The 13951-nt window shown below is 65.0% G+C and carries 14 protein-coding genes; 11 read left to right on the top strand and 3 right to left on the bottom strand.

The features are described 5' to 3' along the window. Positions 1 to 3: 3 nt before the first annotated feature. Genes ASD58_RS29930 through ASD58_RS29900 form a run of 7 tightly spaced genes read left to right on the top strand, consistent with a single transcriptional unit; the run spans position 4 to position 9049 of the window. Positions 4 to 1173 carry a TIGR03088 family PEP-CTERM/XrtA system glycosyltransferase gene (locus tag ASD58_RS29930; protein ID WP_057266126.1) on the top strand — a complete coding sequence of 390 codons (1170 nt, stop codon included), beginning with the start codon at positions 4 to 6 and terminating at the stop codon, positions 1171 to 1173. Further along, positions 1161 to 3056, top strand: a complete 1896-nt coding sequence (locus ASD58_RS29925) for an XrtA/PEP-CTERM system amidotransferase (RefSeq protein ID WP_057266124.1) — start codon at positions 1161 to 1163, stop codon at positions 3054 to 3056. Before ASD58_RS29930 ends, ASD58_RS29925 begins: the two co-directional genes overlap by 13 nt. 2 nt (positions 3057 to 3058) lie before the next feature. Further along, entirely contained in the window at positions 3059 to 4273 is a 1215-nt protein-coding gene (locus tag ASD58_RS29920; RefSeq protein WP_057266282.1) for a TIGR04063 family PEP-CTERM/XrtA system glycosyltransferase, read from the top strand. Further along, positions 4270 to 5415, top strand: coding sequence for a glycosyltransferase family 4 protein (locus ASD58_RS29915; RefSeq protein WP_082565785.1), 1146 nt, complete (start codon positions 4270 to 4272; stop codon positions 5413 to 5415). Before ASD58_RS29920 ends, ASD58_RS29915 begins: the two co-directional genes overlap by 4 nt. After that, positions 5412 to 6782: a phenylacetate--CoA ligase family protein gene (locus tag ASD58_RS29910; protein ID WP_057266122.1), complete on the top strand. Its 1371-nt coding sequence runs from the start codon at positions 5412 to 5414 to the stop codon at positions 6780 to 6782. The genes ASD58_RS29915 and ASD58_RS29910 overlap by 4 nt, the downstream gene beginning before the upstream one ends. A 13-nt stretch (positions 6783 to 6795) precedes the next feature. Continuing rightward, entirely contained in the window at positions 6796 to 8088 is a 1293-nt protein-coding gene (locus ASD58_RS29905; RefSeq protein WP_057266119.1) for a putative O-glycosylation ligase, exosortase A system-associated, read from the top strand. Then, positions 8078 to 9049 (top strand): polysaccharide deacetylase family protein, encoded by a 972-nt coding sequence (locus ASD58_RS29900; RefSeq protein WP_229210156.1) that lies wholly within the window; start codon positions 8078 to 8080, stop codon positions 9047 to 9049. The genes ASD58_RS29905 and ASD58_RS29900 overlap by 11 nt, the downstream gene beginning before the upstream one ends. Here the strand turns inward: ASD58_RS29900 and ASD58_RS29895 are convergent. Next, complete coding sequence (locus tag ASD58_RS29895) at positions 9046 to 9363, bottom strand: hypothetical protein (protein WP_057266117.1); 318 nt, start codon at positions 9361 to 9363, stop codon at positions 9046 to 9048. The genes ASD58_RS29900 and ASD58_RS29895 overlap by 4 nt on opposite strands. A gap of 62 nt (positions 9364 to 9425) precedes the next feature. Here ASD58_RS29895 and ASD58_RS29890 point away from each other — a divergent pair, with 62 nt between their 5' ends. Then, positions 9426 to 9683, top strand: a complete 258-nt coding sequence (locus ASD58_RS29890; RefSeq protein ID WP_057266115.1) for a MoaD/ThiS family protein — start codon at positions 9426 to 9428, stop codon at positions 9681 to 9683. A gap of 1 nt (position 9684) precedes the next feature. After that, the gene (locus tag ASD58_RS29885; protein ID WP_057266114.1) at positions 9685 to 10773 is read left to right on the top strand and encodes a hypothetical protein; all 1089 of its coding nucleotides are present in this window, start codon (positions 9685 to 9687) and stop codon (positions 10771 to 10773) included. Here the strand turns inward: ASD58_RS29885 and ASD58_RS29880 are convergent. Then, on the bottom strand, positions 10766 to 11377 hold the full coding sequence (locus tag ASD58_RS29880) for a TetR/AcrR family transcriptional regulator (RefSeq protein ID WP_057266112.1): 612 nt from the start codon (positions 11375 to 11377) through the stop codon (positions 10766 to 10768). The genes ASD58_RS29885 and ASD58_RS29880 overlap by 8 nt on opposite strands. 104 nt (positions 11378 to 11481) lie before the next feature. Here ASD58_RS29880 and ASD58_RS29875 point away from each other — a divergent pair, with 104 nt between their 5' ends. Together ASD58_RS29875 and ASD58_RS30965 are read left to right on the top strand one after the other, a co-directional pair. Beyond that, positions 11482 to 12477 (top strand): MBL fold metallo-hydrolase, encoded by a 996-nt coding sequence (locus tag ASD58_RS29875; protein ID WP_057266110.1) that lies wholly within the window; start codon positions 11482 to 11484, stop codon positions 12475 to 12477. 66 nt (positions 12478 to 12543) lie between these two features. Further along, positions 12544 to 13587: a TonB family protein gene (locus ASD58_RS30965; protein WP_082565784.1), complete on the top strand. Its 1044-nt coding sequence runs from the start codon at positions 12544 to 12546 to the stop codon at positions 13585 to 13587. Here the strand turns inward: ASD58_RS30965 and ASD58_RS29865 are convergent. Then, positions 13571 to 13891, bottom strand: coding sequence for a hypothetical protein (locus ASD58_RS29865; protein WP_057266108.1), 321 nt, complete (start codon positions 13889 to 13891; stop codon positions 13571 to 13573). The genes ASD58_RS30965 and ASD58_RS29865 overlap by 17 nt on opposite strands. Positions 13892 to 13951: the final 60 nt, after the last annotated feature.

The following is a 13951-nucleotide window of genomic DNA, read 5'->3' as shown; positions in this document are numbered from 1 at the left end:
GCCATGAACGACATCCCCCTCATCGTCCACCTGACGTATGCGCTAGATTTTGGTGGCATGGAAAACCTCATGGTCGAGCGCATCAACCGCATGCCGGCCGAGCGCTACCGCCACGCCATCGTGTGCCTGACGCGCGTCAACCCGGACTTCGTCAAGCGCATCAACAAGGCGGGCGTCAGCGTGCACACGCTGGGCAAGCGGCCCGGCCTGTCGCCGGCCACCCATGGCGTGCTGTGGCGCCTGCTGCGCGAGCTGCAGCCGGCCGTGCTGCACACCTATAACTTCTCGGCCATCGAATATGCGCCGGCGGCGTTGCTGGCCGGGGTGCCGGTGCGCGTCAACGGCGCCCATGGCCGTGACCATACCGATCCGGACGGCAGCAACCGCAAGCACAATTTCCTGCGCCGCCTGATGCTGCCGTTCTACGACGTGTGCTATGCCAATTCGGCGGCCATGGAGCAGTGGAACCGCGACGTGATCGGCGTGCCGCCGGCCAAGAGCCGCATGCTGGCCAACGGCATCGACGCCGAGCGCTTCCGCGCGCGCGGCGAAGGCGAGGCGCGGCCCTTCTTCAACGACGGCGAGATCGTGATCGGCACCGTCGGCCGCGTGCAGGACGTGAAAGACCACGCTACCCTGATGGATGCCTTCCTGCTGCTGCGCGACCTGATGCCGCAACAGCGCGAGCGCCTGCGCCTGGCGGTGGTCGGCGACGGTCCGCTGCTGCAGAAGCTGCGCGAGAAGGCGGCGGCTGCCGGCATTGCCGACGCGGTCTGGCTGCCGGGCGCCCGTAACGACGTACCGGACATCCTGCGCAGTCTGGATGTCTTCGTGATGTCCTCGATCGCCGAGGGCACGCCCGGCTCTGCGCTGGAAGCCATGGCCAGCGGCTTGCCGGTGGTGGGCACGCGGGTGGGCGGCATTCCGGAAGTGATCGACAACGGCGTCACCGGCCAGCTGGTGCCGCCGTCCAATGCAGCGGCCATGGCGGTCGCGCTGAAGCACTATGTGGAAGCGCCGGCGCTGGCGCGCCGCCATGGCAATGCGGGACGCGAGCGGGTGCTGCGCAAATACAGCATGCCGGCCATGGTCGCCGGCTACCAGGACATGTACGACAGCTTGTGCGAACGCAAGCTCAAAATAAGAAAGCCAGTACCATCATGTGCGGAATAACAGGGATCATGGATGCGCGCGGCGAGCGCGCGGTGGACGAGGCGCTGCTGCGCCGCATGAACGACACCCAGCACCATCGCGGGCCCGACGAGGGCGACGTCTACATCGAGCCGGGCGTGGGCTTCGGCCACCGCCGCCTGTCGGTGATCGACATCGCCATGGGCCAGCAGCCGCTCGGCAACGAGGACGGCAGCGTGATGGTCTGCTACAACGGCGAGATCTACAACTACCGCGAACTGACGGCGCAGCTGAAGGCGCTCGGCCACACGTTCAAGACCAGGAGCGACACCGAAGTGATCGTGCACGCCTGGGAAGAGTGGGGCGAGGATTGCGTGCACCATTTCCGCGGCATGTTTGCCATCGGCCTGTGGGACCGCAACAAGCAGGTGATGTTCCTGGCGCGCGACCGCCTGGGCGTCAAGCCGCTGTACTACGCCATGACGCCGGACGGCTGGTTCGCCTTCAGCTCGGAACTGAAAGCGCTGCGCATGCACCCGTCGCTGCCGCGCGACATCGATCCGCATGCGGTGGAAGACTATTTCGCCTATGGGTATGTGCCGGAGCCGAAGACCATCTACAAGGGCGCGCTCAAGCTGTCGCCAGGTTTCCGCCTGACCCAGAAAGTCGGCGCGCCGCTGGCCGTCCCGGAGCAGTTCTGGGATGTGCCATTCAAGCTGCACGAAAAGATGACCGAGAGCGATGCCCAGGGCGAGCTGGTGGAGCGCCTGCGCGAAGCGGTCAAGATCCGCCTGGTGGCGGAAGTGCCGCTGGGCGCCTTCCTGTCCGGTGGCGTCGATTCTTCCGCCGTGGTGGCGATGATGGCCGGCCTCGACGAAGGCGCCGTGCACACCTGCTCGATCGCCTTCAAGGACAAGGCTTTCGACGAATCGGAATACGCGCAGCAGGTGGCGCAGTTGTACAAGACCGACCATTTCGTGGAAACCGTCGACACCGACGACTACGGCCTGCTCGACACCCTGGCCCACCTGTACGACGAACCCTATGCCGACAGCTCGGCGATCCCGACCTACCGCGTGTGCCAACTGGCGCGCAAACGCGTCACCGTGGCGCTGTCGGGCGACGGCGGCGACGAGAACCTGGCCGGCTACCGCCGCTACCGCTATGCGATGGCGGAGCAGAGCGTGCGCGGACGCATTCCGGAAGCGCTGCGCAAGCCGGTATTCGGCACCCTGGGCCGCGTCTATCCGAAGGCCGACTGGGCGCCGCGCGTATTCCGCGCCAAGACCACCTTCGAAGCGCTGTCGCGCGACCTGGTGGAAGGTTATTTCCACGGCGTGTCGATCATGTCGGACGCCATGCGCGCGCGCCTGTTCTCGGCCAGGTTCCGCGCCGGCCTGCAAGGCTATAGCGCGATCGACGTGATGCGCGGCCATGCGGCCAAATCGCCGACCGACAATCCGCTGTCGATGATCCAGTACCTGGACATGAAAACCTACCTGCCGGGCGACATCCTGACCAAGGTCGACCGCGCCTCGATGGCGCACGCGCTGGAAGTGCGGGTGCCGCTGCTGGACCACAAGCTGGTGGAATGGATTTCCGGCCTGCCGCCTGACATGAAGCTGAAAGGCAGCGAGGGCAAGTACATCTTCAAGAAAGCCATGGAGAAGTACCTGCCGCACGATATCCTGTACCGCCGCAAGCAGGGCTTTGCCGTGCCGCTGGCGGCCTGGTTCCGCGGCCCGCTGCGCGAGCGCGTGCAGCAAGCCTTGCTGGGACCGACCCTGGCCGATACCGGCATGTTCAACCAGGACTACCTGCGCGAACTGGCGGAGCAGCACCTGTCCGGCCGACGCGATTACAGCGCCCCGATCTGGTCGCTGCTGATGTTTGAAGCCTTCCTGAAAAAAGAGATGCAGGCATGAGTATCCGTATCCTGCACGTGCTGGACCATTCGATCCCGCTGCACAGCGGGTATACCTTCCGCACGCGCTCCATCCTGCAGGCGCAGCGCGCGCGCGGCTGGCAGACCTTCCATATCACCAGCCCGAAGCAGGGCGCGTCCAGTGCGGCGCGCGAAACGGTCGACGGGCTGGAGTTTTACCGCACGCCGCCGGCCAGCGGCCCGCTGGCCAGGCTGCCGGTGCTGAACCAGGTGGCAGTCATCAACGCGCTGGCGGCGCGCCTGCTGGAAGTGGCGAAGGAAGTGAAGCCGGACGTGCTGCACGCGCACTCGCCGGCACTGAACGCGGTGGCTGCCTTGCGCGTGGGCCGCAAGCTAGGCATCCCGGTGGTATATGAGATCCGCGCCTTCTGGGAGGACGCCGCGGTCGACCACGGCACCAGCAAGGAATGGGGCCTGCGCTACCGATTGACGCGCGCCATGGAAACCTGGGCGCTGCAGCGCGTCGATGCAGCCACCACCATCTGCGAAGGACTGCGCAGCGAGATCATCGGGCGCGGCATCCCGGCCAGGAAGATTGAAGTGATCCCGAACGCGGTCGATATCGGCGATTTCGCCGTCGGCGGCGCGCGCGACGAAGCGCTGGCGCAGCAACTGGGCATGGACGGCAAGACCGTGCTGGGCTTCATCGGCTCCTTCTACGCCTATGAAGGCCTGGACATCCTGCTCAACGCCTTGCCGGCCATGCTGGCGCAGCGTCCCGAGATCCGTGTGCTGCTGGTGGGCGGCGGGCCGCAGGATGCGGCGCTGCGCGCGCAAGCCAGGGCGCTCGGCGTCGAAGACAAGGTGGTGTTTACCGGCCGCGTGCCGCATAGCGAGGTGCAGCGCTACTACAACCTGGTGGACGTGCTGTGCTACCCGCGCCACAAGATGCGCCTGACCGACCTGGTCACGCCGTTGAAGCCGCTGGAGGCGATGGCCCAGGGCTGCCTGATGGTGGCCTCCGACGTCGGCGGCCACAAGGAATTGATCGACGACGGCCGTACCGGCGTGCTGTTCGCCGCCGGCGATGCCGCGGCGCTGTCGAAGCAGGTGCTGGCGCTGCTGGAAGCGCCGCAGAAATGGCAGGAATTCCGCCAATCGGGCCGCCGCTTTGTTGAAGAGGAACGCAACTGGACCGCCAGCGTGGCGCGCTACCGCAACGTCTACGGCAGCATTACGGAGAAGGCCCTGGCATGAACGCGCCGCAGCAAGCATTCGCCGCCGTGCCGTGCGCCACGGATGCGCCGGAGGTGCAGCGCATTGCGCTGGTCGGCCCCTTGCCGCCACCGTCCGGCGGCATGGCCAACCAGGCTTTGCAGCTTGCCGGCCTGCTGCGCGATGCCGGCATAGCGGTGGAATTCGTGCAGACCAATGCGCCGTACCGCCCGGCCTGGACCGGCAAGCTGCGCGGCGTGCGCGCCCTGTTCCGCATGTTGCCCTATGTCGCCGGCTTGTGGCGCGCCGCCGGCCGCGTGCAGGTATTCCATGTGATGGCCAATTCGGGCTGGTCCTGGCATCTGTTTGCGGCGCCGGCGATCTGGATCGCGCACTTGCGCGGCACGCCGGTGGTGGTCAACTACCGGGGCGGCGAGGCTGCCAATTTCCTCAAGCAGGCCGCGGCCTGGATACGCCCCAGCCTGCGCCGCTGCGCCGCGCTGGCCGTGCCATCGGGCTTTCTGGCCCATGTCTTCGGCCAGCACGGCATCGATTCGGTGATCGTGCCCAATATCGTCAACCTGGAGCGCTTTGACGCCGGCGGCGCATCGCGTGCCCGCGGCGCCTTGCGCCTGCTGGTGGCGCGCAACCTGGAAGACATCTACGACAACGCCAGCGCGCTGCGCGCTTTCGCGATCGTGCGGCAAACCCATCCCGAGGCCCAGCTGACGGTGGCCGGGTCCGGCCCGCTGCGCAGCGAGCTGGAACAACTGGCGCTGGGACTGGGCGTGGCGCATGCCGTGCACTTCACCGGCCGCGTCGATACTGCCGACATGCCTGCCCTGTACCGCAATGCCGACATCATGCTGAACCCCAGCCTGATCGACAATATGCCCAATTCCGTGCTGGAGGCACTGGCCAGCGGCGCCCTGGTGGTCAGCACCAATGTCGGTGGCGTGCCTTACGTGGTGGAAGACGGCAAGACCGCATTGCTGGTGCCGCCGGCAGATCCGGCGGCGATGGCGCAAGCCGTGCTGCGCCTGGCCGAACAACCGGCGCTGGCGGAGGCGCTGCGCAGCGCCGGCCGCGCCAGCGTGGCGCAATATGCCTGGTCCAGCGTCAAGCCGCGCCTGCTGGAAGTGTACCGCCAGGCGCTGGCAAGCAAAGGAGGGCGCCGCCCATGATCTACACCGCCCTGGTTTCCGGCGTGCTGTTCCCGCTGCACGAGAAGCTCAAAAAGCACAGCAGCGTGGCCGTGCGCCGCCATATGGAGCAGACCCAGTACTGGCCGCCAGCCAGGCTGCAGGAGCTGCAGATCGAACGCTTGCGCGCCTTGCTGCTGCGCGCCCAGCGGCATGTACCGTATTACCGTGAAGCCTTTGCCCGCACCGGCTTCGACGCCGCGCGCGACTTCAAGGGCGTGCCCGACCTGGTGCGCCTGCCGTTGCTGGACAAGGCCGCGATCCGCGAAAATATCGAAGCGCTGAAAGCCGACGACGCCCGGAACCTGGTGCGCTACAACACCGGCGGCTCGACCGGGGCGCCCCTGACCTTTTTCGTCGGGCGCCACCGCGTCAGCCACGATGTCGCCGCCAAATGGCGCGCCACGCGCTGGTGGAACGTCGACATCGGCGACCGCGAAATCGTGATCTGGGGTTCGCCGATCGAACTGAGCGCGCAGGACCGCGTGCGCATGGTGCGCGACACCCTGATGCGCACCGAACTGATGTCGGCCTTCGCCACCACCGAAGCCGGGCTCGATGGCCACGTGGAGCGCATCCGCCAGCGCAAGCCGAAGATGCTGTTCGGCTATCCCACCGTGCTGGCGCGCATCGCCTCGCATGCCGAAGACAAGGGCATCCGCCTCGACAAGCTGGGCATCCGCGTCGCTTTCGTCACTTCCGAATGCCTGTACCAGTCGCAGCGCGAGCAGATCGAGCGGGTGTTCGGCTGTCCGGTGGCAAATGGCTACGGCGGCCGCGATTCCGGTTTCATCGCCCACCAGTGCCCGGCCGGCAAGCTGCACATCACCAGCGAAGACATCGTGATCGAGGTGCTGGACCCGGAGGGCCGGCAACTGCCGGCCGGCGAATCGGGCGAAATCGTGGTGACCCACCTGCAGTCGGGCGACTTCCCCTTCATCCGCTACCGCACCGGCGACGTCGGCGCGCTGGACCCCGCGCCATGCAGTTGCGGCCGCACGCTGCCGGTGCTGAAGGAAATCCACGGCCGCACCACCGACTTCCTGATCAACCAGGACGGCACCCTGATCCACAGCGCCGCGCTGGCCTACATCATGCGCGACCTGCCGGCGGTGCGCGCCTTCAAGGTGATCCAGGAGACCCTGGACTGGACCCGCGTGCAGATCGTGTACGACGGCCAGTTCGACGACAAGGCAAGGCAGGTGGTCGAGGCCGGCTTCCATGCGCGCATGGGCAAGCAGGTCAGGATCGAAGTGGAGCTGGTGCCGGAAATCCTGCCGGAAAAGAGCGGCAAATACCGCTATTGCGTGACCAAGCTGGAGACCCCATGGAACGCCTTGACGAAGTAAGCCCGGAGGCGCCATGCGCGACATAATCATTACCCTGATCGTATTCGGCTCGCTGCCGTTCGTTTTCAAGCGGCCGTTCTATGGCGCTGTGCTGTGGGTCTGGATCAGCGTGATGAACCCCCACACCCAGAGCTGGGGCTTTGCCCAGAGCATGCCATTTGCCGCCATCATCGCCGGGACCACGCTGCTGGCCATGATGGCCAAGCCGAAGGAAGTATCGCTCCCCAACACGGCGCTGACCTGGCTGCTGCTGGGCTTTAGCGCCTGGATGTGCCTGACCACCCTGTTTGCGATCGGCCCGGAAGACCCATGGCCGGCGCTGAACAAGGTGTTGAAGATCATGGGCATGACGGTGGTGGTGGCCATGCTGGTACGTACCCGCAAGGATATTGAAATGCTGGTCTGGACCATCGTCATTTCGCTCGGCTTCTACGGCGTGAAGGGCGGCCTGTTCACCATTCGCAGCGGCGGTGCCTATCGCGTGTGGGGCCCGATGGGTACTTTCATCGAAGGCAACAACGAGATTGCGCTGGCCCTGATCATGGTGGTGCCGTTGATGATGTACCTGGTGCCGCTGATCGCCAACAAGTGGGGCAAGCGGGCGATGTGGATGGCGGCGGGCCTGTGTGCGCTGGCTTCCCTGGGCTCCTATTCGCGCGGTGCGGCGCTGGCGCTGGGCGCCATGCTCGCTTTCCTGTGGCTGAAGAGCCATGAAAAAGCCAAGCTGGGCGCGCTGTTGCTGGTGCTGGCGCCGCTGGCGCTGGTGTTCATGCCGGAGCAGTGGCACGCCCGCATCGATACCATCAACACCTATGAGCAGGACGGTTCGGCGATGGGCCGCATCAACGCCTGGCGGATGGCGATCAACCTGGCGGCCGACCATCCCTTGTTCGGCGGCGGCTTCCAGATCTACAACAGGTTCATCTTCCAGCTGTATGCCCCGGTGCCGGACGATATCCACGCCGCGCACAGCATCTATTTCCAGGTGCTGGGCGAACATGGCTACGTCGGCCTGGCGCTGTTCCTGCTGATGTACCTGGTGGTGTGGCGCAGTGGGGCCTGGGTGGTCAAGCACGCGGACAATATTCCCGAACTGGAATGGGCGACGCGCCTGGTGCGCATGATGCAGGTCAGCCTGGTCGGCTTCATGGTGGGCGGGGCTTTCCTCAGCCTGGCCTATTTCGACGTGCCTTACTACATCATGGTGATCATGATGGCGACCCGCCTGCTGGTTGAACGGATGCTGAAAGAGCGCGCGGCCAACCCGCCCGTGGTGCAGCAAGAGGAGGCGCAAGGTGTGGCTTAAACAGCAGATCGAACGCGGCGCGCTGTCGCTGCTGTCGGGCGGCGGTCGCCGGGCACCGGCGATCCTGATCTACCACCGCGTGCTGCCGCAGGCAGACCCGCTGTTCCCGGGCGAAGTGTATCGCGAGCAGTTCGAGCGCCAGCTTGGCTGGCTCAAGTCGCGCTTCAATGTGCTGCCCCTGCTCGACGCGGTGCGGCTGGCGGCGCAAGGGCGCCTGCCTGCGCGCAGCGCCTGCATCACCTTCGATGACGGTTATGCCGACAACGCCGAGGTTGCGCTGCCCGTGCTGCAGCAGCACGGCTTGCACGCGACCTTCTTCATAGCGACCGGCTTCCTGGACGGCGGCCGCATGTGGAACGACACCGTGATCGAAACGGTGCGCCGCGCGCCGGGCGAAGTGTTTGACGCGACGCCGTTGGGCCTGGGCCGGCATGCCATCGATAGCTGGGACGCCCGCCGCAAGACGATCGGGGCCCTGATCGGCCAGCTCAAATACCTGCCGATGGAACAGCGCCTGCAGGAAGTCGGCAAAGTGGCCAGCCTGGCCGGGGTGGAATTGCCGCGCGACCTGATGATGAGCAGTGCGCAGTTGCGCAAGCTGCATGGCGCCGGCATGGGCATCGGCGGCCACACGGTCAACCATCCTATCCTGGCGCGCTTGCCGGCCGACGAAGCGCGGCAGGAAATCGCGCAGGGCCGGGCGGCACTGGAAACGGTGCTCGATGCCCCGGTGCGCGTGTTCGCTTACCCGAACGGCAAGCCGGGCCAGGACTACCTGCCGGAGCATGTCGCCATGGTGCGCGAGATGGGCTTCGATGCGGCAGTCTCCACCTCGTGGGGCGCCAGCCGCGGCGAGACCGACTGGTACCAGCTTCCCCGCTTCACGCCCTGGGACCAGGGCATCGGCAAGTTCGGCTTGCGCCTGGCGCGCAATATGCTGCAGCAGGCAGACCGGGTTTAAGCGTCGCCGCTGCCGCCCTTGCGCAGGCGCGACAGCAGGGCGGCAGTCTGGTCGTTGAGCGGCAAGCCGTGGCGCCGTAAAAGCTGCACGTGCAGCACCAGGTTTTCCAGCACCAGCTTGGCCGCCACCGCGAGCAAAGTCAGGCGGCGGTCTTCTTCGCTGAAGCTTTCCATGGCGTCGGCCATTTCGCACAAATGGTTGGCGACCAGCTCGCGCAATTCCTGTTCATTGAAGGGCAGGTCGGCAAAGTCGATCGGGTCTTCCTGCTCCACTTCGTGCATCAGCTGCTCGAGTTGCTGCGGGGTGATTCCCATGCGTGGCTCCAGTTATGCACACGAGTTTATTGTAGGCCAAAGCGCGCTAGAATAGCTTTCCCATGGCCCAGATCATCTTCACCCAGCAGTTGGCGCGCTTCCTGCCGGTTCCCACCTTGGAAACCCAGGCGGACAACGTGCGCGCGGCGCTGGACGGGGCCTTTGCTGCAAACCCGCGCCTGGGGGCCTACGTGCTGGACGAACAAGGCCGCCTGCGTGCCAACGTCGTGGTGTTCATCGACGGCAAGCGCAGTGAGCTCGACGAGCCATTGCGCAGTGATTCCAGGATCTATGTGCTGCAAGCTTTATCCGGAGGATGACATGGCAGACCGCGCTTTCATTGCAAGCCGCAAAGGCTTGTTCGAACTGGCCCATCGCAATGGCGAATGGACGCTGGAGGAGGACAAATCCTTTTTCGGCGATCCGCTGTCGATGGTGCTGCACGATGCACGCGATGGTGCTACCTATGCCTGCCTGAACCTGGGGCACTTCGGCGCCAAGCTGCACCGGCGCGATGCCGGCAGCACAGAGTGGAAAGAGATCGCGGTGCCGGCCTATCCAGCCAAGCCGCAGGACAGTACCGACAAGGTGGACTGGACCCTCAAGCAAATCTGGTCGCTGGAAGCGGGCGGCCCGGACCAGCCGGGCGTATTGTGGGCCGGTACCCTGCCGGGCGGCCTGTTCCGCTCCAACGACCGCGGCGAGAGCTGGCAATTGGTGGAGTCGCTGTGGAACGTCCCCGAACGCACGCAATGGTTCGGCGGCGGCTACGATGTGCCGGGCATTCACAGCATCTGTGTCGACCCGCGCGACAGCAACTCGGTGCTGGTGGGCGTCTCCTGCGGCGGCGCCTGGCTGACGCGCGATGGCGGCGCAAGCTGGCAGCTGCGTACCAAGGGCATGGCGGCGCGCTACATGCCGCCCGAGATGCAAGATGCCGGCGCGGTGCAGGACCCGCACCGCATCGTGCGCTGCGCAGCGGAGCCGGACGTGCTGTGGTGCCAGCACCATAACGGCATCTGGCATTCGCGCAATAACGGGGAGAGCTGGGAGGAAGTCACGGCGCCGCTGTCGAGTTTTGGTTTCGCCGTGGCGGTGCATCCGCGCGACGGCAACACCGCCTGGTTCGTGCCGGCCGTGGCCGACCAGCAGCGGGTGCCGGTGGCGGCGGCGCTGGCGGTCAACCGCACTGCGGATGGCGGCGCCGGCTTCAGCACCTTGCGCGGCGGCCTGCCGCAGGAGCACTGCTATGACCTGGTGTACCGCCACGGGCTGGCGGTGGCCGACGACGGCAAGACCTTGCTGATGGCATCGACCACAGGCGGCGCCTGGCTGTCCACCAACGGCGGCGAACACTGGCAAACCATTTCCACCACGCTGCCGCCGGTGTACGCGGTACGCTTTAATTGATGCCGTAGTAGGACAGGAACATTTCGACGGTGGCGGTGATGACCGCCTCCTGTTCCTGCGCCGTCAGCGGCGTTTTGCCCATCGCTACCTGCGGCCATAGCGCGAACGATTTCAACTGGCCTTGCAGCATATGCGACATGAAGGCCGGGTCGCCGGCCTTCAGCACCTTGTCTTCCTGGGCTGCACGCAGGAAGCTGGCCACGCCTTCTTCCTTCTTACCCAACTTGGTCATCATGTCGCCGGCGCGTTGCGGAGCGTGGATTGCTTCCGCGATGGCGACGCGCACCAGGTCCAGGAAGTAGGCGTCGCGCAGCATGGCCATTTTCTGGCGCATCAATTCCATCAATTGCGGCTTGAGCGGCTTGCCTTGCTGGTAGCCGATGGCGTTCAGGGCGGCACTGCAATCCCACAGCTCCTGCAGGATCTGCTCGAACAGTTCGTCCTTGCTGGCGAAGTGGTTGTACACCGTGCGCTTGGAAACGTTGGCCGCGGCCGCGATGCGGTCCATGCTGGTGGCTTCGAAGCCACGAGCACGGAATTCGGCAATAGCGGCCGTGATGATGGCGGCGCGCTTGCGGTCAGTGAGTTTGTCGGGTTGGTTCATAAAGAATATTTTACACCGGGTAGTTTACTTTTCCCAAAGTAGAAACTACACTGTGTAGTGTAATATTTTGCGTGAACCCTGTGCCAACTGGAGCAAGCCCCATCATGACTAGCCTTATTTGCAATGCTGCCGATTCCCGCCCTGCGTACCGGAATGATGCCCCGCGCCAGCAGCCGGGCTTCCTCAAGACGCTGAAGATCTTCTGGGAATTCACCTTCAATAAGCCGGCCAATACCGTGCCTGCCCAGTCCTTGCCGATGCAAGTGCTTACTCGCGAGCAATTGCTGTCTGCGCCTGACGATACCCTGTTCCGCCTGGGACACTCGACCATCCTGTTGAAGCTGAAGGGGGAGTTCTGGCTGACCGATCCGGTATTTTCCAAGCGCGCTTCGCCGGTGCAGTGGGCCGGTCCGGCGCGCTTCCACGCGCCGCCGATCAGCATTGCCGAGCTGCCACCGATCAAGGGCGTGATCTTGTCGCACAACCACTATGACCATCTCGATTACGCCGCCGTCCGCGAACTGGAAGCCAAGACCGAATACTTCCTGGCGCCGTTGGGCGTCGGCGACACGCTGGTTTCCTGGGGTATTCCGGTCGAGAAGGTGCGCCAGCTTGGCTGGTGGGAATCGGTGTCGGCCGGCAGCCTGAAGCTGACCGCCACCCCGGCCCAGCACTTTTCCGGGCGCACCCTGTGGGACAGTAACAAGACCCTGTGGGCCTCGTGGGTGATCGAGAGCGGCGGCCTGAAAGTGTTCTTCAGCGGCGATACCGGCTACTTCAAGGGTTTCAAGGAAATCGGCGAGCGCTTCGGCCCGTTCGACCTGACCTTGATGGAGACCGGGGCTTACGACCCGCAATGGCCAGACATCCATATGCAGCCGAAAGAAACCATGCAAGCCCATATCGACCTGCGCGGCAAGGTCATGCTGCCGATCCATAACGGCACCTTCGACCTGGCCATGCATAGCTGGGACGACCCGTTCGAGCAGATCACCGCCCTGGCCGCGGCACGCGGCCAAACCCTGGCCACGCCGATGATCGGCGAAGCCCTCGATGTCGCCCAGCCGCAAGCGACTGGCGCTTGGTGGAGGATGCCATGAAACCGTATCAGCAATTCCTGAAAATGTGGTCGCTGCCGCGCCCGGCGTCCTTGGCGCAGCCCGCCGATGGTGATACAGTCGGGAAATATTTACTTCCTGCTAATTGGCCCGATGCGCCTATCGACATCCCTGCCAGCCGTGCTGCTGTGCCTGCTCAACCTGCCCGCACTTGCTGAGGCATCCGCCGCTCCGATTGAAAAGCTGACCGCGAAGCTGCAGTCCTGCCCCAAGCCGGTGTGGCCAGCCGAGTCGCTGCGGAACGGCGAGGAAGGTTCGGTTGTGCTGGCCTACCTGATCGGCATGGATGGCCGGGTCATTGAGTCCAGGGTGGAGAAATCCAGCGGCCACCCGCTGCTGGACCTGGCGGCGCAGGACGGTCTCGCGAAGTGCCTTTTCGCATCCCCCGAAACGATCGGCCGCCGCGAGCCGACGTGGACCAGGATGAGCTACTTCTGGACCCTGGAAGGCGGCGAGACGCCTGAAGAAGCCAAGGGCCGCCTCGATGAGTTACGGGCGCAGGCGGCTGCCGGCAATGCCGAGGCAATTTACCGATTGAGCTGGCGCTATTTTGGCGGGGATGCGGAAGTCGGGAAAAACGTCCCTGAGTCGCTGCGATTGCTTCGCCAGTCCGCCGATATGGGCTATGTGCACGCGCAGGTAGCGTTGTCGATGGTGCTTGAGGTTGGCCGTTTCGTCGACAAGGACTTGGCGCAGGCGATTGCGTGGGCGAAAAAAGCCGCGGCGCAGGGGGACTCAGGCGCGCAATTGAACCTGGCGCGGATCCTGTTCGAGGCGCCCGAGGAGTCGCAGGATGTTGCCCTGATGTTCGACATGTTGGAAAAGGCGGTCGCCCAAGGCGAGCCTGAAGCCAAAACCCTGCTTGGGATGCTGCTGATTCACGTCGATGACGGCGATAAACAGCGCGGTCTGCGGCTGGTCGTCGATGCCGCGGAAGCGCAAAACCGGATTGCGCAATATGACCTCGCCAGCCTCTACGAACAAGGCGAGCTGCTGCCAAAGGATATTGCCAAAGCGCGCGCACTGTACGAGCGCTCGGCAGCGGGCGGCTACCCGCCAGCCAGGGATGCGCTGCTCAAGCTTCCACGTTGATCAGCTTGCCGATTGTCTGACCCAAGGCGTTGAGGGTGGGCTGCTTCGGCAAGAGCCCGGCGGGGATGCGTTGTTCGATCGCATGGTCCAGGCGCGGCGAACTCAAGGCCGGCGCGGCGGCGGACTGGGCGCGCGAGCTATCCTGTTGGGCTTTGGTGAGCGATTGGGTGTCAAATTGCAGCAACGCGCGGCTGGCGTCCAGCCTGTCCTCATTCTGCGCCACCTGGTCGCGATCCTGCTGGACCTTGCGTTCGGCGTAGGCCACGGCAATCTGCAGAGAGTTGATGGAATTCAGCGAGACCACGAATCTACCCTTCGTCGCAATCTTTCACTCAGGCACCTTTGTCAGGGTAGGCGAAAACAA

The organism is Duganella sp. Root1480D1 (genome assembly GCF_001427305.1).
Lineage (GTDB): Bacteria > Pseudomonadota > Gammaproteobacteria > Burkholderiales > Burkholderiaceae_D > Rugamonas.
This window is presented reverse-complemented; position numbering and strand designations above follow the sequence as displayed.